The organism is Paenibacillus sp. SEL1 (genome assembly GCF_054602535.1).
In genome coordinates this window covers 4,302,174-4,321,101 of sequence record NZ_CM137723.1, presented here as the reverse complement: position 1 = coordinate 4,321,101, position 18,928 = coordinate 4,302,174, and the positions used below count along the sequence as shown (strand labels likewise).

The following is an 18,928-nucleotide window of genomic DNA, read 5'->3' as shown; positions in this document are numbered from 1 at the left end:
TCCTCCTGTAAAGAGGTAAAGTGTACCAATCTTTATTCTAACCATGCAAAAGCCAAGAAGCAACCGGAGACAAGCTCCCGGCTGCTTCGGCGTTTTACATGCAAAAAATATGTTCCCCGATGGTTTTCACCTGCGGACGGGACCAAATCCATTTGGAGGTGGCTGTTTTTGGGTTAAAATAATAGAGGCATCCTCCGCTTGGGTCCCAGCCATTCAGGGCTTGGCGTACCGCCTTTTGTGCAGTCTCATTCGGTGTGAGCCAGATTTGACCGTCTGCTACTGCTGTGAAAGCTCCTGGTTGAAAAATCACTCCAGATGGTGAGTTGGGAAAGCTAGGTGACTTGACCCTGTTCAAAATAACAGCCGCGACGGCAACTTGGCCTTCAAACGGCTCGCCGCGGGATTCACCGTAGACCGCGTTGGCCATAATTTTAAGATCGTTTTCAGATAGTCCCATGGTGTTGGCCGATCCCATCGTTTCATCATTTTGATCCGCTTTATCGTTATTGTCCGCTGTCTGTCCCTGAGCGGAACCTTGATTGTTACGATGCATAGGAGTTTCCGTTGGCTTCCAGTTAGGAGTAGCATTCACCAGCTTTAATTTCGTCTTTGCTCCGACCACTCCATCGGGACGGATGCCAAATTCCTTTTGAAAACCCTTGACAGCTTTTAGTGTACTGCTGCCAAAATGACTGTCCACTTTCCCGCCAAAAAAGCCCAGCAACTTCAAACGTGATTGCAACTCATATACATCCTGACCGTAAGATCCAAAATCAACCGCTCCTGAGCTGAATGTCGGCTGGGAAGGTTGCGCCGCTTGTACTTTCTGCTGTGTGCTCAGCGGCTCTGCTTGCTGCTGTGCAGAGTCACTTTTAAAAAGTCCTGTGTACGTAATAGCCGAGGCTGCGAGGATACCCGTGCAAATCCAGACCATTGTCTTTTTCATATGCTGCGCTCTACCTTTCTTTTGTGGGATTAACAGGATGGCTACGTTTATTATGACAAGGTCCGCTTAAAGCTATTCACCCTTTTAATCTTCTTTCAGCAGGTAGTCGCCACACCTCAAAAAACATCACAAAAAAACGCTGTTTGTGCACTCGGAGTTGTCATATTAGAACAACCACCATGCGAACAAACAGCGTTTTAATGTAGTGCTGGATAGAGATCATGCTTAGGAACTTACTTTATTTTGCTGATATTGCTCCATTGAGATAAGGACCTCACGGGGCTTGCTGCCCTCATAAGGGCCGATGACTCCGCGAGCTTCCATGGAGTCAATCAGTCGAGCAGCACGTGTATAACCGATCCGCATACGGCGCTGAAGGAGCGAAACGGAAGCTTGTTTAGCCTCTAAAATGATGTTGACCGCCTGATCGTACAGCTCATCCAGCATTTCATCTGCATCAGCCGATACCTCTTCCACCTCCGGCACTAACGTTTCATCATACTGCGCTTCACCCTGTTCACGTACGTAGCTAACAATATTTTCGACTTCTTGATCGCTCATGAATGCTCCCTGAACGCGGACTGGTTTGGAAGCACCCATTGGCATGAACAGCATATCACCACGTCCGAGTAGCTTCTCGGCTCCACCCATGTCCAATATGGTACGGGAGTCTACCTGCGAGGAAACGCCGAAGGCAATACGTGAAGGAATATTGGCTTTAATCACCCCGGTAATTACATCAACCGAAGGTCTTTGCGTTGCAATGATAAGGTGGATGCCTGCTGCACGCGCCATTTGGGCAAGTCGTGCAATCGCATCCTCCACATCTCCCGCAGCTACCATCATTAAATCTGCCAACTCGTCCACAATAACGACGATGTAAGGCAGAAATGCATCCGGGTTATCTTTCATCAGATTATTATAGCCCTCAATATTACGGGTTCCTGATTTGGAAAATAACTCATATCTTTTTTCCATTTCAACTACAATTTTCTTCAATGCAAGTGAGGCTCGCTTTGGATCAGTCACGACCGGAGCCAACAAATGCGGGATTCCGTTGTACACGTTCAACTCCACCATTTTAGGATCGACCATCAAAAATTTGACCTCATCCGGCTTTGCTTTGTACAAAATACTCGTAATGATCCCATTGATACACACTGATTTACCCGAACCTGTTGCCCCAGCTACAAGCAAATGGGGCATCTTGGCCAAATTACCGACAATCGTCTGTCCTGCGATATCACGTCCGAATGCAATAGATAAATTGGAAGCTGACTCCTGGAAAACGGTTGTCTCCATTACCTCACGCATCGTTACAATGGAAACTTCATTATTCGGAACCTCAATTCCGATAGCAGATTTTCCAGGAATCGGAGCCTCCATACGGATATCTTTGGCAGCAAGCGCAAGCGCAATGTCATCCGTCAGACTCACAATGCGGCTGACCTTTACTCCAATGTCCGGCTGAATTTCATAACGCGTTACGGCAGGGCCACGGACAACCTCCAGCACCTTCGCCCGCACACCGAAGCTTTCCAGCGTTGCCTCCAGCTTACGTGCCGTTTGCATGTAATCCTTTTGTCCCATACCTTTGCCTGCGTTTTGTGGTTTAGCAAGTAAACGAAATGATGGGAGCTTGTACGGTTTAGGCGGCGGCGGAGCCGGAATAGCTGTATGGTTACCTTCAGCCTCTTCGCCTGCCACCCCAGTTGCAATCGTCTGAGCTTGTCCCTGAGCACCTTCTAATGTCCCCTGGATCGCTGTCGAATCATCCATATCCGTATTTGCACTGGCATCCACAAAGTCATCATCCAGGGATTCGTCAATAATGGAAGTTGTCTGCTCTACCCCTGTCAGGGACTCTCCAAATTCAGCTTCCGGTCTTCTTTCCTCATGCTTTACTTGTTCGAAGAAATCCCTAATGATCGGCGACCTTTTTACCGGAGTTGCAGCTTCCTGCTCAGCGTGTTCGACTACGTCAGACATCTCTTCACTCTGGTTGCCGTTTCTCCACTGGGCCTGCGCGTCCTCAGCTTCATATGGAAGATCATGATCATCCTCATCCGTATCGACGGAATGCTCATCCTTGTCCACTTTATCTGAATTTTTGAGGCCAAACAACTGAAAGAAAATCGGCTGTTTCCGTGCAGGAGGCTGCATTTCGTCAAAGTCATCATCCATGTCTTCCTCATAGGCAGGAATGGGCTCAGACTTGATTTTTCTATTTCCACTGCCTTTGCTTGATGCTGAAAGCGGAGTAGCTTTACCAGTCCATTTTTTGCGCACGCTTCCCCCGGCTGTCAGCAGCTTGGTCTTTACAATCCGTACCAAATCCACATAGGACAGTTGGGTCATCAGCATGAAACAAATGACGAACATAACAATCATGATCAGTTTAGCTCCCGTGAGACCAAACAGCCATAACAGAACAGTAAGCTGCAATGCGCCTACGTAACCCCCGCTGATATCCTTGTTCAGCATTGAGGTATGACCCTGCTGGTCAGGCGACAGCAACTGCTCACGCATATCTATATGTATCTGGGTCATCACTCCGCCCGGCTGAAGCGCGTTGATCGGCCCCAAACGCTGCTCCATAGATGAAATAGAACTCATAAGTGTAAAGGCAAATACTAACAGGAGCAAACCCGTTTTGCGGGAGTTCCACTGGTTCGGCCACTTGCGGTGAATCATCACCATCAGACCATAATAAATGCCAATCAGAGGGATAACAAAATAGAATTTCCCCAGTACGAGCCCAAACATCTTGGATAGCGACCGACCAACCGCCGCTTCACCCGACAACGCAATGACCGCTAATGTAATCAGCACAATGCCGTAAATTTCAAATTTTAGAACTCCGCCAAATGCGGCTTTCTTTTTTCTTTTTCTTCTTCTGGACATACAAGGTCACCCCCCAGAAGAATATTATACCACGTCACCCGGTATCCGCACATATGTTCTTTTTCAACAGTAAACGACCTATTTCTATACTATTCGACACCTTCTACGACCACTCGATGACTTGACCTGGTCCATAGCGCGGATTCAGATAGGCTTCCAGAGGACAGTCCAACAACCGTACAATGATCCCCCGACGACTTTCAAGCGGCTGTACTTGCATAAGTAGACCGTCTACCCGAACCTCTGCAAACTCCTCAGCCTCTTTCCACATCCCTTGCCATACCATTTCCATCGGCATTACAGTATATAGTGTCATTGTGGTAGCTCCCCGCTAGGCTCCCCTGACAGTGTCTCTGTAGGAGTTCCTGTGGCACTAGGAGAAAAAGGAGCATACGGAGCCTGCTGTTGAATCCCAGCGATCCCGTTTTGCTGACGCCGCGTTTCAATAATGGTGTTCAGCTGTTTTAAAGCCTCTCCGATGCCTCCAACCGCGTCCATCAATCCATACTTCACTGCATCGGCTCCCCCAACCGCTGTACCAATATCGCGGTTTAACTCACCGGTTTTAAACATTAATTCCTTAAACTGCTCTTCTGTAATACGAGAATGAGAAACGACAAAGCGTACAACACGTTCCTGCATTTTTTCCATGTATTCAAAAGTTTGTGGTACTCCAATGACCAGACCGCTCATACGAATGGGATGAATGGTCATCGTCGCACTCTCCGCAATGTAGGAATAAGTGGAAGACACAGCAATCGGCACACCGATGCTATGCCCCCCACCTATGACAATGGTCACCGTTGGTTTACTCATCGATGCGATCATTTCAGCAATAGCTAGTCCTGCCTCTACATCACCACCAACTGTATTCAGCAAAATCATTAATCCTTCGATACGAGGATTTTGTTCTGCCGCTACCAACTGGGGAATAATGTGCTCATATTTTGTCGTTTTGTTTTGAGGCGGTAAAATGAGATGCCCTTCAATCTGACCGATAATCGTCATGCAAAAAATATTGGACTCGCCTCCAGGCATGGAGGTTTGACCCAGCTGCTGCAAAGCCTCCATAGCAGGCAAAGCGGGTCTTTGTCCAATTTCTGGTTGATCTGGCACTTCGGTTTCCTCATTGCCAGATGTTAGATTGCTGTATTGTTCCATATGGGTGATCTTCCTTTCGCTTTACGCATCTATATGACCCGTATTCACCCTATAGTATGGGATGGAAATGGAATATCTTATACCCGACTCCATGATTTTCCTTATCCCGGAAAATCAAAAAAGCCTCTCCTCCCGCGGAAACCGTCCAATATTTCCTGCGGGAAGAGAGGCGACTGTGTGCCTGTGACTTAAGTTTTTAATTCAGGTTTTTGAACAAATTTCAATTGAATCACACTTCCATTATAATTGGCAGGATCATCGGTCTCCGACGAGTTTGCTCATACAAGAAGCGACCTAGTGCATCCTTGACATTTGTCTTGAGGGAAGCCCATTCATTTACATTTTCACTCATGAGCTTATGCAGTGTACTTGAGACAATACGATTCGCTTCATCCAGCAAACCTTCCGATTCACGGACATATACGAAACCTCGAGAAATGATATCTGGTCCCGATTTAATCGTTCCGTCTTGCTTGCTCAGCGTAACAACAACTACCAAAATACCGTCCTGTGACAGCAATTTGCGGTCGCGCAATACGATATTTCCTACATCCCCTACGCCTAGTCCATCGATCAGTACGTTACCTGCTGTAACTTTACCAGCTCTGCGTGCTCCACCATTCTGAATTTCAATGACTTCACCGATATCCGTGATAAAGATATTTTCAGGCTCAATACCTACGCCTTCAGCAAGAAGAGCGTGACGACGTTGCATTCTGAACTCACCATGAATTGGCAAGAAGAACTTTGGTTTCATCAGATTCAGCATCAGCTTGAGTTCTTCCTGGCTTCCGTGTCCAGAAACGTGGATACCTGGATTAGCTGCGCTGTAATATACATTGGCACCCAGACGGAACAGCTCATCAATTGTGCGTCCAACGTATTTTTCATTACCTGGTACTGGAGTAGCTGCGATGATGACTGAATCCCCTGGAAGAATGTCAACCTTTCGATGTGTGGAACGAGCCATTCTTGTCAAAGCTGACATCGGTTCACCCTGACTGCCTGTGCAGAGAATAACTACACGATCCGCTGACATTTTGCCAACTTCTTCAGGCTCAATCAGCATTCCATCTGGAATTTCCAAATAGCCCAAGTCCGAAGCAATACCTACGACATTAACCATGCTTCGACCAATAACTGTTACTTTACGTCCCGTTGCTTCAGCAGCATTAATTACCTGTTGAATACGATGTACGTTAGAAGCAAAAGTGGCTACGACCACACGCTGTCTCGACTTGCGGAAAATGTCTTCCAGGACAATACCAACGCTCTTTTCCGAAGGTGTAAAGCCCGGTTTTTCGGCATTCGTACTGTCTGACAAAAGAGCCAGTACGCCACGTGTGCCAATTTCAGCCATACGCTGCAAATCTGCATATTGTCCGTTGACCGGAGTATGGTCAAATTTGAAGTCACCTGTATGAACAACAGCGCCTTCAGGAGTATCAATACATACACCTACAGAATCTGGAATACTATGGTTGGTTCTGAAGAATGTTGCTTTCAGTGTGGAACCCAGCTTGATTTCAGAATCAGCATTGATCAAAATACGTTTGGTTTCACCAAGCAGATTCGCTTCCTTCAGCTTGTTTTCCACCAATCCCAGCGTCAATTTGGTACCATATACTGGTACATTCAAATGTTTCAACACGTAAGGCAAACCGCCGATATGGTCCTCGTGACCATGAGTCAGCACAATGCCTCTTACTTTGTCGCGGTTCTCTGTAAGGTAGGAAATATCAGGAATAACGATATCAATGCCCAGCATGTCCTCTTCCGGGAATTTCAAACCGGAATCCACCACGACAATGTCATTGCCGTATTGAACGACATACATATTTTTCCCGATTTCACCGACGCCGCCCAAAGCGAAAATCATCAATTTATCGTTGTTTGTTTTTTTAGACAAATGAATCTAAACCTCCTATGGTAGTTGGACGTCGTACCTTGATTTGTTTATTTAATTTTCAAAAAAATACCGCACCCAGTCACTTGACCCCATTATACATGATTAAAATACGAAAAAACAAGTCATCCTGTTCGTTACGCTAGGTTTCCCATTGCCGTCTGAAACCATTAGTATCTGTCATTTTGTCTACATACATGGTTAAAAGCACAGCAAAAAGGGCGTCCTATAAGAACGCCCTTCACGCTGGAAACCTTGTCAGACAATAAACCCTATCGGTTTTGTACCTACCGACTGCCCTTAACAAGGATACTCCTTAGTATTAATTAACATCTTACATTCCTATTTCTCTTTAGCGGGTAAATAATTTCTTAATAAATTCCGCTTCATCCTCAGTTGGAGGAATGAGCGGCAACCGAACCGAACCTACCTTAACCCCCCGTAATTCCAATGCATATTTTACTGCCACCGGATTAGGCAGAGGATGAGGACAGCCAAACAAACCCTTGAAAATCGGGAACAACTGCTGATGCAACTTTGCTGCCTCCTGCGAGTGTCCTCCTACAAGTGAATCGATCATCTGCTTCATTTCAGCACCTACCACATGACTCGCTACGCTGATAATACCATAAGCACCTACAGCCATAGCAGGCAACCCAGAAGCATCATCCCCGGAATAAACCAGAAAACCTTCTGGCGCTGCCGCTGCAATCTGTGTGACCTGCGCAAGTGATGCACATTCTTTAGTTCCCACAATATTCGGAATTTGTGCAAGGCGCAGTGTTGTTTCAGCTGTTAGACTCGCTCCAGTACGACTTGGAACATTATACAGTATAGCTGGGAGGGATGTGGAGTTCGCAATACTTTCGAAATGCTGATACATCCCTTCCTGATTCGGTTTATTATAATATGGCACTACCAGTAGAACACCATCTGCTCCTGCCTGCTCCGCGGCACGGGTTAGATGAATGGAGTGACGCGTATTGTTGCTTCCAGTCCCGGCAATAATTTTACATCGTCCAGCTGCTTTTTCTACAACAAATGCAAACAACTTGATTTTTTCATCATCGCTCAGGGTAGGAGACTCCCCTGTTGTTCCAGATACAACAAGCGACTCTGAGTGCTGTTCTTCTATTAAGTAATCAATCAACGAGGACAATGCAGTCCAGTCAATCTCTCCTTGCTTATCAAAAGGTGTCACCATTGCGGTAATCAATCTGCCGAAGTTCACCATGCTGCCTCCTTTTTGCAAGTCCGAGCACGGACAATGCGCCTATTGATGGAGTTCAAATTTATTATGCAATGCGCGTACAGCCTGCACCATATCTTCTTTTTTAACAAGTACCCAGATCGTCGTATTGGAATCTGCGGATTGAAGGATCTGTACGTCTGATTCTGCCAATGCCTCCACAATCGTCGCCATAATGCCTGGTACCCCGTTGATACCACCGCCTATGACAGAAACTTTAGCACACCCGGCCAGTATCTTAGGTTCTAGACCCAAACCGTTCAATACTTCAACCGCTTTGCTTCCATCATGATCGAACACAGTATAAACTGCCCCCGATGGCGTTACGTTAATAAAGTCAACGCTAATTCCATGTTCAGCCATAGATTTGAATACTTGTAATTGCAAGTGCTCCAAACCCGGCTTTAATTCAACATTAATCTGAGTGACATTGCCGACATACGCAATACCGGTCACGAAACGGTCTACGATGTCTGCCTGCACGTCTTTGAAGCCTTCCGGGTGGGTAACTAACGTACCTTCTCCTTCGGAGAAGGTAGAGCGAACACGGACCGGGATATTAGCCTGCATGGCGATTTCAACAGCACGAGGATGGATAACCTTTGCTCCCTGATGAGCCATATTACAAATCTCCGTATAGCTAACATGTGTAAGTGGCTTTGCGTTTTCCACAATGCGCGGATCGGCAGTCAATATACCATTCACATCCGTATAAATATCAACCATATCCGCATGTAGAGCAGCACCCAGAGCAGTAGCTGACGTATCGCTGCCTCCCCGACCCAAGGTAGTCATATCACCGTCTGCTGTTTGTCCCTGAAAACCTGTCACTATGACAACTCTGCCTTGGTTCAACTCTTCAACAACACGGTCTGGCTTTATATCCAAAATACGAGCATTGCCGTATTGATCATCCGTAATAAAGCCCGCCTGTGCCCCAGTTAGCACCGTAGCAGGAATACCTTCCTTCTCCATCAGGCTGCATAATGTAGCAGCAGAAATGATTTCACCACAGCACAGCAGTAAATCCCGTTCGCGCTTCGGAAGACTGTCGCCGTTAGACGCCGCCCAATCCAGTAGCGTGTCGGTGGCATAAGGCTCTCCTTTTCTCCCCATGGCCGACACAACAACAACCAATTGAAGATTTTGTTCCAGCTCCCGCTTCACATGTGCCAGCACAAGTTGACGTGCTTCAGGTGTGGACAGCGAGGTTCCCCCAAATTTCTGCACCAAAATACCCATTATTCTTCCCCCATATCGGAACGTTACTCCGCGTTTGCAGCAATAATTTCTGCGATTTGCACCGCGTTCCATGCTGCTCCTTTAAGCAGGTTGTCGGATACGACCCACAAATTCAATCCACGGCTATTGCCCAAATCACGGCGTACACGCCCCACAAATACGTCAGGTTTTCCTGCAGCATCAGATGCCAGTGGATAAAGCTGAGCAGCAGGATCGTCCACCAGCGTTACTCCTGGTGCCGAAGCCAGCAGATTGCGGATTTCTTCTAAATCATAATCTTTTTTAAGTTCTACATATACAGATTCCGAGTGACCGTATACAACAGGAATACGCACACACGTTGCTGTTACGTCCACAGATTCGTCACCCAGTATTTTTTTCGTTTCACGTACCATTTTCATTTCTTCCAGTGTATAACCATTGTCCTGGAATTTATCGATTTGCGGGATAGCATTAAAAGCAATCTGATGCTTTACTGGCAACGAGCCTACTGGCAACAGATCAGGCTGGACTTCATCACCGTTCAGAATCGCTGCGCTTTGACGATTCAATTCATCAATAGCTCGGCTTCCAGCGCCGGAAACGGCCTGATATGTGGATACAATGATACGAGAGATGCCATACTGATCATATAATGGTTTCAAAGCAGCTACCATCTGAATGGTGGAGCAGTTCGGGTTCGCAATAATTCCTTGATGCTCGGCAATTTTGTCGCTGTTCACCTCAGGCACTACAAGAGGAGCTGTCGGATCCATTCGGAATGCGTTGGTGTTGTCAATGCAAACTGCCCCATGACGAACAGCATGCGGCGCCAATTCCTTACTTACGTCTCCACCTGCACTAAACAAAGCAATGTCGATTCCTTCAAAGCTGTCGGGGGTAGCAATCTCTACTGGAATTTGCTGACCTTTAAAGCTAATTAACGTGCCAGCAGAACGAGGCGAAGAAAGAAATTTGATTTTGTCCACAGGAAAATCCCGTTTTTCCAGCAGATTTACGATCTGTTCTCCTACAGCGCCTGTCGCTCCAACGACAGCTACATTAAACTTTCTATTGCTCATCTGGTGTATCTCCCCTTCTCGACTAAAAAACCATTTTTTATTCTGAAAGCATCCACCGCCAACAAGAAATTAGACCCGATACAATATCGAATCATCTTCTAGGCGAGGGATGCTCAGCAGTTAACTATAATACTTCATGGGGTCTTGCGTTCCACAATCATCGGCTGAAGCTGTTTGCCCTGCAATGCTTCATAAGCAGCCTCCGGAATCAACTCCATGTTAGCTACAAGCGAGTTCGGCTTTTTAACTGGATTGTCCTGTCCGAACGGCACAAAAAAGATATTTTTGGCTACGAGTAATTTGGCGATATTGGCAGCATTTAGACCCAGTCCATCATTAGTAGATATAGCTAAAAGAAGTGGACGACCGTTGCGCAATTGCGCCTTGGCAGCCATCAAAACTGGACTGTCTGTCATTGCATTCGCTAACTTACTCATCGAATTCCCCGTCAAAGGTGCAATCACCAGCACATCGAGTATTTGGGAGGGACCCAGTGGCTCAGCCTCCACAATTGTAGAAATGATATCATTCCCTGTTATATCTTTCAACTGTTTTTGCCAACTTTGCGAAGTACCAAAGCGAGTATCCGTTGTTAGTACTGTATTGGATATAATAGGAACGACCTTCGCACCCTCATCAACAAAGCGCTGTATAACAGGCATTACCTCTTCAAATGTGCAATGTGAGCCTGTAATTGCATAACCTACTGTTTTCCCTTGCCAACTCATTGTGCATCCCCCCGATCAGGATTATCTTCCATTAACAACTGCACCAGCGTATTCGCTATAATGGCACCAGCAGTTTTGGGAGCAACTATACCGGGAAGACCAGGGGCAAGCATAGCCTTGATTCCACGCTTTTCCGCATAACGGAAATCACATCCGCCTGGGGCGGAAGCAAGATCTATAATCACGGTGCTCAATGGCAATTTAGACAGGATTTGCGCTGTGATAATCATAGAGGGTATCGTATTAAAAATCAAGTCAACTCCCTTTGTCTCATGCGACAAATCCCTTGTCATAAAAGGCTTCCAACCCATTTCCACGGCTCTTGCTGCATCCTCTGCCCGCCGTACTCCAACCTTCACTCTGGCTCCCAACCCCTGTAGTGCCCTTGCCATGGTAAATCCAGTCCGTCCCATGCCTAGAACCATACAATCTGCACCGTGAATCGTAAAATCAGTATGCTGAATGGCCATCATCAGTGCGCCTTCGGCCGTAGGTATAGAGTTGTATATGGCCACATCATCTCTCTCCAGCAGCTCTACCAGCTTTAACTCATGTCTGGTACAAATTTCTTTTAAGTACGTCCGCGCCATCCCTGTATATACAACGCAATGCGGTGGAAGAGCAGCAGCATGTTCATTCAGAAACTGGAGCTTCTGTGCTCCGAAAAGTGCATTTACGTTGCCTTCCTCATCGCATCCCACCACCGGCAAAATCAGTGCGTCTGACGATTCCAGCAGCTTGACAGACATTGGTTCTAGTGTCACTCCTTTGAGTGGTACTTCAAGCTTGTCAAAACCGACCACACTGACGGTAGCATCCATGTCCACACATTTGCGGATTACCTCAAGCTGCCTCGCATCGCCACCCAAAACAACGACGCGTATTCCTGTTAGCATCCGGATCACTCCTTTCCGAGACACGATATGCTTTTAGTCTATGCGAGTGCCCGGAGAGGGGTGAAAAAACACAAAAAAAAGCCGCCCCTTTATGAGGCGACCTTTATTTGCATGCTTACTCTTAAGCAAGAAATTTGAAGATTTTACAAAATAGACATTCGTACATCGCAAACCAACCATAACCTCAGCGTCCTGTATGGCCAAAGCCTCCAGCACCACGCACTGTTTCAGATAATTGGTCTACTTGTTTCAGCTCTACCTCAGGTACAACCTGAAATACCATTTGTGCAATTCGCTCATTGCGCGTAATCGTGAACGATTCCTCGCCCAAATTAATAAGAAGTACCTTAATCTCCCCACGATAATCCGCATCAATCGTTCCCGGTGTATTGAGACAAGTAATACCATGCTTAAGAGCCAGTCCACTTCGCGGACGGATCTGTGCCTCCAATCCCGCTGGCATAGCTATTGCAAATCCAGTTGGAACGAGGCAACGTTTGCCGGGTTCCAGTACCAGATTTTCCTGTACTGCTGCATACAAGTCAAACCCTGATGCAAGCTCTGACATTTTGCGGGGCAGCTCAATATCTTCATTGCCCGCGAGTCTGTTAATTTCCACGTAAGTTAACAAAATAGTCCCTCCTCATATCCTTTACCGCTGAATCACTCGCTCCCACCATCGACAGGGCAAACGGCTCCGAGAACATCCGATCCAGCACTTTATTCACATCATTTGCGGTCACTTGCTCGATATGCTCGATCATTTGATCCAGCGTATAATGCTGACCGAGCATTAATTCATTTTTTCCAAGCCGATTCATCCGGCTACCTGTACTTTCAAGGCTTAAAATCAAACTTCCTTTTAATTGTTCCTTACCTTTACGAAGCTCATTAGCGTCCAAACCGTTGACAGCCACATCTCGTAAAAGCTCCAGCGTCAAATCCAGCACGTCCTTTGTTTGCTTAGGAGCCGTACCTGCATAGATCGTGAACAACCCACTGTCCGCATGGGAGCTATGATAGGAATAAACCGAATAAGCCAGTCCACGCTTTTCCCGAATTTCTTGAAACAAACGTGAACTCATGCCGCCGCCGATCGCGTTATTCAGCAAAACCATAGCATACTGGAGCTCGTCACCCGCTGCAAATCCAGGCAGGGATAAACAAATATGATTTTGCTCCGTTGCTTTCTCATGATACAACAGCTCACCGTTAAACACAGGTACTGTCAGCGGCGAAACGGTTCCATGATTATCAAAATGTCCAAAATGTCGCTCCAACAATTCTACCAAGCGATCGTCAACATTACCAGCCACACTGATAACTGTATTGTCGATTGTATAATGCTCCTTCATATAATGACTGAGGTGTGAGCTATCCATAGCAAGCAGGTGATCTTCGGTTCCGAGAATCGGATAAGCCAGTGGATGTTCACCATAGGCCGCGCGAGATACAAGATCGTGCACCATATCATCCGGTGTATCCTCGTACATGGAGATTTCCTCCAAAATCACATTCTTCTCTTTTGCCAATTCTTCCTGATCTAGTTTGGAATTAAAAAACATATCAGACAGCACATCAACTGCGATCGGTAGATGCTCATCCAATACTTTGGCATAATAGCATGTATATTCCTTCGAAGTGAAAGCATTAACATTTCCTCCGATGGCATCGAATTGCTCAGCGATTTCCTTAGCGTTAAAACGCTCTGTTCCTTTGAAAAGCATGTGTTCGATAAAATGAGAAATACCGCTATTGTCCGGCGTTTCATTCCGGGAGCCAGTTTTAACCCAGATACCGAAAGAAACTGAACGTACGGTTGGAATTTTTTCAATGACCACTCTTAGGCCGTTTTTAAGTTGAATTCTTTCCACGATTGGCCCTCCTAAACTGAATTGCATACTTAGCCATAATGTTCAATCCTAACAGAAAAAAGACGTTCACTCAACCGGAGCAGGTAGTTGCCGATCAGGGGAAAGTGTCTGACTGACAGTTCCGAGCACAAGTCCCTTACTACGAATAGCATGAATCATGCCTTTGAGAGCAGCCGATGAGGAATCTGTTGGGTGCATCAATATCAGGGAGCCTGATTCAACCTTACTGCTGATTTTGTTAATCACCGATTCCGGTGACGGATGTCTCCAATCTACAGTGTCCAATGTCCACAACACTGTTTTGAGCCCACGTTCTGCTGCTATATCCACCGTTTGCTGATTAAAATCACCCGATGGAGGGGCAAACCAGTTATTTTTGATACCCAAAGTTTCTTGAAGAAGCACTTGAGTCTTTTCAATTTCTTGTGTGGCTCTGGCCCGACTCAGACGGCTCATATTTGGATGAGAGTATGCATGGTTCGAAAGCTCATGCCCTCTTTTTTGAATCTCCTTGGCGAGATCAGGATTTTTTTTCAACCAACTTCCATCAAGAAAAAATGTAGCCTTGACCTTTTCCTGATCCAGCGTGTTCAATATCGGCAAGATAAATTCATTCCCCCATGCTACATTGATCATGAAAGATACCATCGGCTTTTCGGGATTCCCCCTGTAAATTGGAACATTACCAAGCTGATTTAAATGTATTTTAGGTGCCAATTGCCGATATACATATTGAATGGGTCGATCCGGAGATGCAATTGCTTTGCGATAGGTAGCATCCAAATCCACCTCCAGTCCGTTATAGCCTGGAATAGCCTTCCATACCCTGTCGATCTTGGCATCAACTGGTTCCCGCCGCTGACGTGCTGCTTCTGTTCTTAGTCGCTGCATAAGCGCATTGTCGGGCAAAGCTGCTATCGCCATCGTGGTTACAGCCTCTGGCTCTTTAACCCCTGTAACGTCTCCATTGCGTAATTGACTAGCATAGTCACGAACCCCACTAAACTGCCCGATTACGAGTGTGATGGCTAAACTGGCTACCACCCACACTGCTCGTTTTGCCCTACTCATAATTCCTTCATCCCCCCGCCCGTTTGTCCACATTGTATGCGGCGAGGACAAGAACTATGACGTAGCAAGCTCTAGAAGCTCACTTGGGTGCAGCTTGTGCATATGTATGAAAAAAGAGCCAGAAACGTAGCTCTGCCTCTTTCCTAAAGCTTAAACAATGCTATTCAAATCCCTTGTACTGTTAATACGAAAAGCTACTCCTGCCTTTCTAGTCTGCAACATGCAGATACCTAGGATTTTGCAGGTGCTTCTGCAGTCAGAACAGCCTTACGGGACAGATTGACACGACCTTGTTGATCAATTTCGGTTACTTTCACCGTAATTGTATCCCCAATAGCAATTACATCTTCAACTTTGGCTACACGCTCAGTAGACAGTTGAGAAATATGAACCAGACCATCTTTGCCCGGTAAAATTTCAACAAATGCACCGAATTTCTCAATCCGTTTTACTGTACCGATGTAAATCTCACCGATCACGACTTCCTTTACGATACCCTCAATAATGGAACGTGCTTTTTCATTCATCTCTTGATTTGTGGAAGCGATGAACACACGACCATCTTGTTCAATATCGATTTTCACGCCGGTTTCTTCGATGATTTTGTTGATGATTTTACCACCAGCCCCAATAACATCACGGATTTTGTCCGGGTTAATGTGCATCGTCATAATTTTTGGAGCATACGGAGACAACTGCTCACGCGGCTTCTGGATCGCTTCCATCATTTTGCTAAGAATGAACAAACGTCCTTCTTTAGCTTGCTTGAGCGCATCCTGTAAAATCTGGCGGTCAATACCGTTAATTTTAATATCCATTTGAATGGCAGTTACGCCTTCCGCGGTACCAGCAACTTTAAAGTCCATATCGCCCAGGTGGTCTTCCATACCTTGGATATCAGTCAATACGGAAACATGGTCTCCATCCTTGATCAATCCCATGGCTACACCTGCAACCGGAGCTTTAATCGGTACACCTGCATCCATCATAGCCAGTGTACTTGCACAAATACTGGCTTGTGAAGTCGAACCATTCGATTCCAGTACCTCGGAAACCAGACGGATGGTGTATGGAAATTCAGTTTCGGAAGGAATTACTTTGGAAAGCGCACGTTCACCAAGAGCACCATGTCCGATTTCACGACGACCTGGCGCACGCAAAGGACGAGCCTCACCTACGCTGAATGGCGGGAAATTGTAATGATGCATGAAGCGTTTTGTTTCTTCCAGATCAATACCGTCCAAAATTTGTACATCACCCAATGCACCAAGTGTACAAATGCTAAGTGCTTGCGTTTGACCGCGTGTAAATAAGCCCGAACCATGAGTACGCGGCAAAATGCTAGTATCGCTTTCAATCGGACGAATTTCGTCAAGCTTACGACCATCAGGACGCACTTTATCATGCGTGATCAGACGACGTACTTCTTCCTTAACGATATCATAGAGAACTTCGCTCACGTCGCTCAAAAGCTCAGGTGTCTCTATGTATTGTGCTTCAAAATGGGCAACTGTCTCTTCGTTGACTGCATCAATTGCCTCTTGACGAGCATGTTTTTCTGCAATTTTAACAGCATGCATTAAACGTTCAGCTGCATAAGCACGTACTTCACTGCTCACTTTTTCATCAACAGCATGCAGTTTAACCTGCATTTTCTCTTTACCTGCTACTTGCACCAATTGTTCAATAACTGCCACAATATTCTTAATCTCATCATGACCAAACATAATAGCTTCCAGCATAACTTCCTCTGGAATCTCATTGCCTTCGGCTTCTACCATCATGATGGCATCTTTCGTTCCGGCTACAACCAGGTACAGATCGCTTGCATTCTGCTGTGCAATATCCGGGTTAATCACAAATTGCCCGTCTACACGTCCTACAGCGACTCCACCGATTGGCCCATTAAAAGGCACATCCGAAATGCTAAGTGCTGCCGAGGTTCCGATCATTGCTGCAATTTCAGGTTCGCAATCCTGATCGACACTCATAACCAGATTCAACACCTGTACATCATTCCGGAAACCTTCCGGGAACAATGGGCGAATTGGACGGTCTGTCAAACGGCTGGACAAAATCGCTTTTTGACTCGGACGTCCTTCACGTTTAATAAATCCGCCAGGAATTTTCCCCACAGCATACAATCTTTCCTCATAGTTTACGGTCAGTGGAAAAAAGTCCAAATCTTTCGGTTCACGGGAAGCGGTCACGGTACAAAGCACAACTGTTTCTCCGTAGCTCACTTTAACTGCCGCATTGGCTTGTTTCGCAAGACGTCCTGTTTCCAACACCAGCTTTCTTCCGCCGAGCTGCATTTCTACGCGTTGCTCCATGGTATCCCTCCATTTCATTTCATTGTAAAAGTTCTATACATATCCAGTATTTCCTGCGCAGGTCTTATTCATAAGAAGCTAGCAGACAAATCAGGATATGTAATTCAAAAAAAGATTCCTCATTTCAAAAAAGAACCCGGCTGCTGTCCGCCGTCGCCTTAGCAGGGACAAGCGGTGAACAACCAGGCTTCTTTTCTCATTACATGTCTGAAAATTAACGACGCAGTCCGAGACGCTCGATCAACGCACTGTAACGTTTAACATCAGTCTTCTTCAGGTAAGCCAAAAGTTTACGACGTTGACCGACCATTTTCAACAACCCGCGGCGGGAGTGATGGTCTTTCTTGTGCGAACGAAAGTGACTTTGCAAGTTGACGATGTTTTCAGTAAGGATAGCGATTTGTACCTCTGGTGATCCTGTATCGGATTCATGAGTTTTGTACTCCTCGATCAATTGCTGTTTACGCTCTTGAGTCAATGCCATCCTGTTCACCTCCTTCATTATAATCGCCATTAGCCTCGTAGCCGCCGGTGAAAGCGGGCAACCAAGCTAAGGTTCATCGTTGTTTACACAACATAAGTCAGTATAACACAGCGCCTGTCTTATGTAAATAAATTAGCCTAACAGCTTTTTAGCCGTTTGTGCGTCATTGCCAATTTGGTTGATCAGCTCATCCACCGAAGAGAATTTGCGTTCAGGGCGGATGTAGTGGTGAAGCTCCACAAGCACAGACTCCCCATAAATTTGCTGATTAAAATCAAATAAATGTACCTCAAACGACGGATTCAGCACACCTTCATGAAAAGTAGGCTTAACCCCTACATTCATTACACCGTTTATCCAACGATCGCCTATGAGTGCCCGTACAGCGTATACACCCTTGGTCGGAATCACGTAAGTATCATCCAGTTTGAGATTAGCGGTCGGAAAACCGATCGTACGTCCGCGCTTCTCTCCATCCATTACAGTACCCTGGATACGATAAGGACGTCCCAACCAGCGAGAGGCATGTGCTAGATCCCCGGTCTGTAAAGCACGGCGAATGCCAGAGCTGCTCACCTTGTCCCCATCCAGTTCGAACGGTGGTACGGTGTGCACCGACATCAGCTCTCCTCCCAGCTTCCGAAGTGTATCCTCATGCCCGGCTCCCCGGTGGCCAAACCGAAAATCAAAGCCTACTACCGCTGTTCGAATGTGCAATGGAAGCAGCACGTCGCTCATAAACGCCTCAGGGCTGACCTTGGAAAATTCTTCGTTAAAACTCAAAATATAAAGTACGTCCACACCCATATCAGCCAGAATAGTCTGCTTGTCCGCAAGCGGTGTTAAATAACCTTCATAATCGCCTTTTTTCATGACTTCCTTCGGGTGAGGATGAAATGTCATGACAGATACCGGCACATGCTGTTCACGAGCCAGCGCAACGGCCTTACGTATCACGCTTGCGTGTCCCAGATGAAGACCATCAAACTGACCGATCGCCGTGACCTGTGGACGTCCCCATTGCTGCAAAAGCTCATCACTCAATGGATAAGATAACGATACGGTAATCATTA

16 protein-coding genes are annotated in these 18,928 nt (G+C 46.3%); all 16 read right to left on the bottom strand.

Going from position 1 to position 18,928, the window contains the following annotated elements; all coding sequences use genetic code 11:
* Positions 1-94: 94 nt before the first annotated feature.
* Positions 95-946 carry a spore cortex-lytic enzyme gene (sleB, locus tag ACYCSE_RS20240; RefSeq protein ID WP_103047848.1) on the bottom strand — a complete coding sequence of 284 codons (852 nt, stop codon included), beginning with the start codon at positions 944-946 and terminating at the stop codon, positions 95-97.
* Between the two features lie 225 nt (positions 947-1,171).
* Positions 1,172-3,850, bottom strand: a complete 2,679-nt coding sequence (locus ACYCSE_RS20235; RefSeq protein ID WP_459699568.1) for an FtsK/SpoIIIE family DNA translocase — start codon at positions 3,848-3,850, stop codon at positions 1,172-1,174.
* 103 nt (positions 3,851-3,953) lie between these two features.
* The gene (locus ACYCSE_RS20230; protein WP_061829428.1) at positions 3,954-4,166 is read right to left on the bottom strand and encodes a YlzJ-like family protein; all 213 of its coding nucleotides are present in this window, start codon (positions 4,164-4,166) and stop codon (positions 3,954-3,956) included.
* Positions 4,163-5,011 carry a ClpP family protease gene (locus tag ACYCSE_RS20225; protein ID WP_459699566.1) on the bottom strand — a complete coding sequence of 283 codons (849 nt, stop codon included), beginning with the start codon at positions 5,009-5,011 and terminating at the stop codon, positions 4,163-4,165. The genes ACYCSE_RS20230 and ACYCSE_RS20225 overlap by 4 nt, the downstream gene beginning before the upstream one ends.
* Positions 5,012-5,240: 229 nt before the next feature.
* On the bottom strand, positions 5,241-6,920 hold the full coding sequence (locus tag ACYCSE_RS20220; RefSeq protein ID WP_013309942.1) for a ribonuclease J: 1,680 nt from the start codon (positions 6,918-6,920) through the stop codon (positions 5,241-5,243).
* Between the two features lie 349 nt (positions 6,921-7,269).
* Positions 7,270-8,151 (bottom strand): 4-hydroxy-tetrahydrodipicolinate synthase, encoded by an 882-nt coding sequence (gene dapA, locus ACYCSE_RS20215; protein WP_061829430.1) that lies wholly within the window; start codon positions 8,149-8,151, stop codon positions 7,270-7,272.
* Between the two features lie 39 nt (positions 8,152-8,190).
* Complete coding sequence (gene dapG, locus ACYCSE_RS20210) at positions 8,191-9,408, bottom strand: aspartate kinase (protein WP_013309940.1); 1,218 nt, start codon at positions 9,406-9,408, stop codon at positions 8,191-8,193.
* Positions 9,409-9,431: 23 nt separating this feature from the next.
* Positions 9,432-10,469 carry an aspartate-semialdehyde dehydrogenase gene (locus ACYCSE_RS20205; protein ID WP_165175626.1) on the bottom strand — a complete coding sequence of 346 codons (1,038 nt, stop codon included), beginning with the start codon at positions 10,467-10,469 and terminating at the stop codon, positions 9,432-9,434.
* Positions 10,470-10,603: 134 nt separating this feature from the next.
* Positions 10,604-11,197 carry a dipicolinate synthase subunit B gene (locus ACYCSE_RS20200; protein ID WP_029517031.1) on the bottom strand — a complete coding sequence of 198 codons (594 nt, stop codon included), beginning with the start codon at positions 11,195-11,197 and terminating at the stop codon, positions 10,604-10,606.
* Complete coding sequence (dpsA, locus tag ACYCSE_RS20195; RefSeq protein ID WP_061829433.1) at positions 11,194-12,093, bottom strand: dipicolinate synthase subunit DpsA; 900 nt, start codon at positions 12,091-12,093, stop codon at positions 11,194-11,196. The genes ACYCSE_RS20200 and dpsA overlap by 4 nt, the downstream gene beginning before the upstream one ends.
* 184 nt (positions 12,094-12,277) lie before the next feature.
* On the bottom strand, positions 12,278-12,724 hold the full coding sequence (gene dut / locus ACYCSE_RS20190; RefSeq protein WP_013309936.1) for a dUTP diphosphatase: 447 nt from the start codon (positions 12,722-12,724) through the stop codon (positions 12,278-12,280).
* Positions 12,702-13,967, bottom strand: a complete 1,266-nt coding sequence (locus tag ACYCSE_RS20185; protein WP_061829434.1) for a M16 family metallopeptidase — start codon at positions 13,965-13,967, stop codon at positions 12,702-12,704. The genes dut and ACYCSE_RS20185 overlap by 23 nt, the downstream gene beginning before the upstream one ends.
* 66 nt (positions 13,968-14,033) lie before the next feature.
* A complete protein-coding gene (locus ACYCSE_RS20180; protein ID WP_459699562.1) occupies positions 14,034-15,038 on the bottom strand; it encodes a polysaccharide deacetylase family protein in 1,005 nt (334 codons plus the stop codon).
* A gap of 230 nt (positions 15,039-15,268) precedes the next feature.
* Positions 15,269-17,371 carry a polyribonucleotide nucleotidyltransferase gene (pnp, locus tag ACYCSE_RS20175; protein ID WP_459699560.1) on the bottom strand — a complete coding sequence of 701 codons (2,103 nt, stop codon included), beginning with the start codon at positions 17,369-17,371 and terminating at the stop codon, positions 15,269-15,271.
* Between the two features lie 214 nt (positions 17,372-17,585).
* A complete protein-coding gene (rpsO, locus tag ACYCSE_RS20170; protein WP_007430074.1) occupies positions 17,586-17,855 on the bottom strand; it encodes a 30S ribosomal protein S15 in 270 nt (89 codons plus the stop codon).
* 132 nt (positions 17,856-17,987) lie between these two features.
* Complete coding sequence (locus tag ACYCSE_RS20165) at positions 17,988-18,926, bottom strand: bifunctional riboflavin kinase/FAD synthetase (RefSeq protein WP_459699557.1); 939 nt, start codon at positions 18,924-18,926, stop codon at positions 17,988-17,990.
* Positions 18,927-18,928 lie beyond the last annotated feature (2 nt).

Excerpts from the sequence above, each read along its gene's own strand:
- dpsA (WP_061829433.1), bottom strand. The coding sequence starts at position 12,093 with ATGCTAACAGGAATACGCGTCGTTGTTTTGGGTGGCGATGCGAGGCAG.
- ACYCSE_RS20205 (WP_165175626.1), bottom strand. The coding sequence starts at position 10,469 with ATGAGCAATAGAAAGTTTAATGTAGCTGTCGTTGGAGCGACAGGCGCT.
- ACYCSE_RS20180 (WP_459699562.1), bottom strand. The coding sequence starts at position 15,038 with ATGAGTAGGGCAAAACGAGCAGTGTGGGTGGTAGCCAGTTTAGCCATC.
- rpsO (WP_007430074.1), bottom strand. The coding sequence starts at position 17,855 with ATGGCATTGACTCAAGAGCGTAAACAGCAATTGATCGAGGAGTACAAA.
- sleB (WP_103047848.1), bottom strand. The coding sequence starts at position 946 with ATGAAAAAGACAATGGTCTGGATTTGCACGGGTATCCTCGCAGCCTCG.
- dapG (WP_013309940.1), bottom strand. The coding sequence starts at position 9,408 with ATGGGTATTTTGGTGCAGAAATTTGGGGGAACCTCGCTGTCCACACCT.
- ACYCSE_RS20230 (WP_061829428.1), bottom strand. The coding sequence starts at position 4,166 with ATGACACTATATACTGTAATGCCGATGGAAATGGTATGGCAAGGGATG.
- ACYCSE_RS20200 (WP_029517031.1), bottom strand. The coding sequence starts at position 11,197 with ATGAGTTGGCAAGGGAAAACAGTAGGTTATGCAATTACAGGCTCACAT.
- ACYCSE_RS20225 (WP_459699566.1), bottom strand. The coding sequence starts at position 5,011 with ATGGAACAATACAGCAATCTAACATCTGGCAATGAGGAAACCGAAGTG.
- dapA (WP_061829430.1), bottom strand. The coding sequence starts at position 8,151 with ATGGTGAACTTCGGCAGATTGATTACCGCAATGGTGACACCTTTTGAT.
- ACYCSE_RS20165 (WP_459699557.1), bottom strand. The coding sequence starts at position 18,926 with ATGATTACCGTATCGTTATCTTATCCATTGAGTGATGAGCTTTTGCAG.
- ACYCSE_RS20235 (WP_459699568.1), bottom strand. The coding sequence starts at position 3,850 with ATGTCCAGAAGAAGAAAAAGAAAAAAGAAAGCCGCATTTGGCGGAGTT.
- pnp (WP_459699560.1), bottom strand. The coding sequence starts at position 17,371 with ATGGAGCAACGCGTAGAAATGCAGCTCGGCGGAAGAAAGCTGGTGTTG.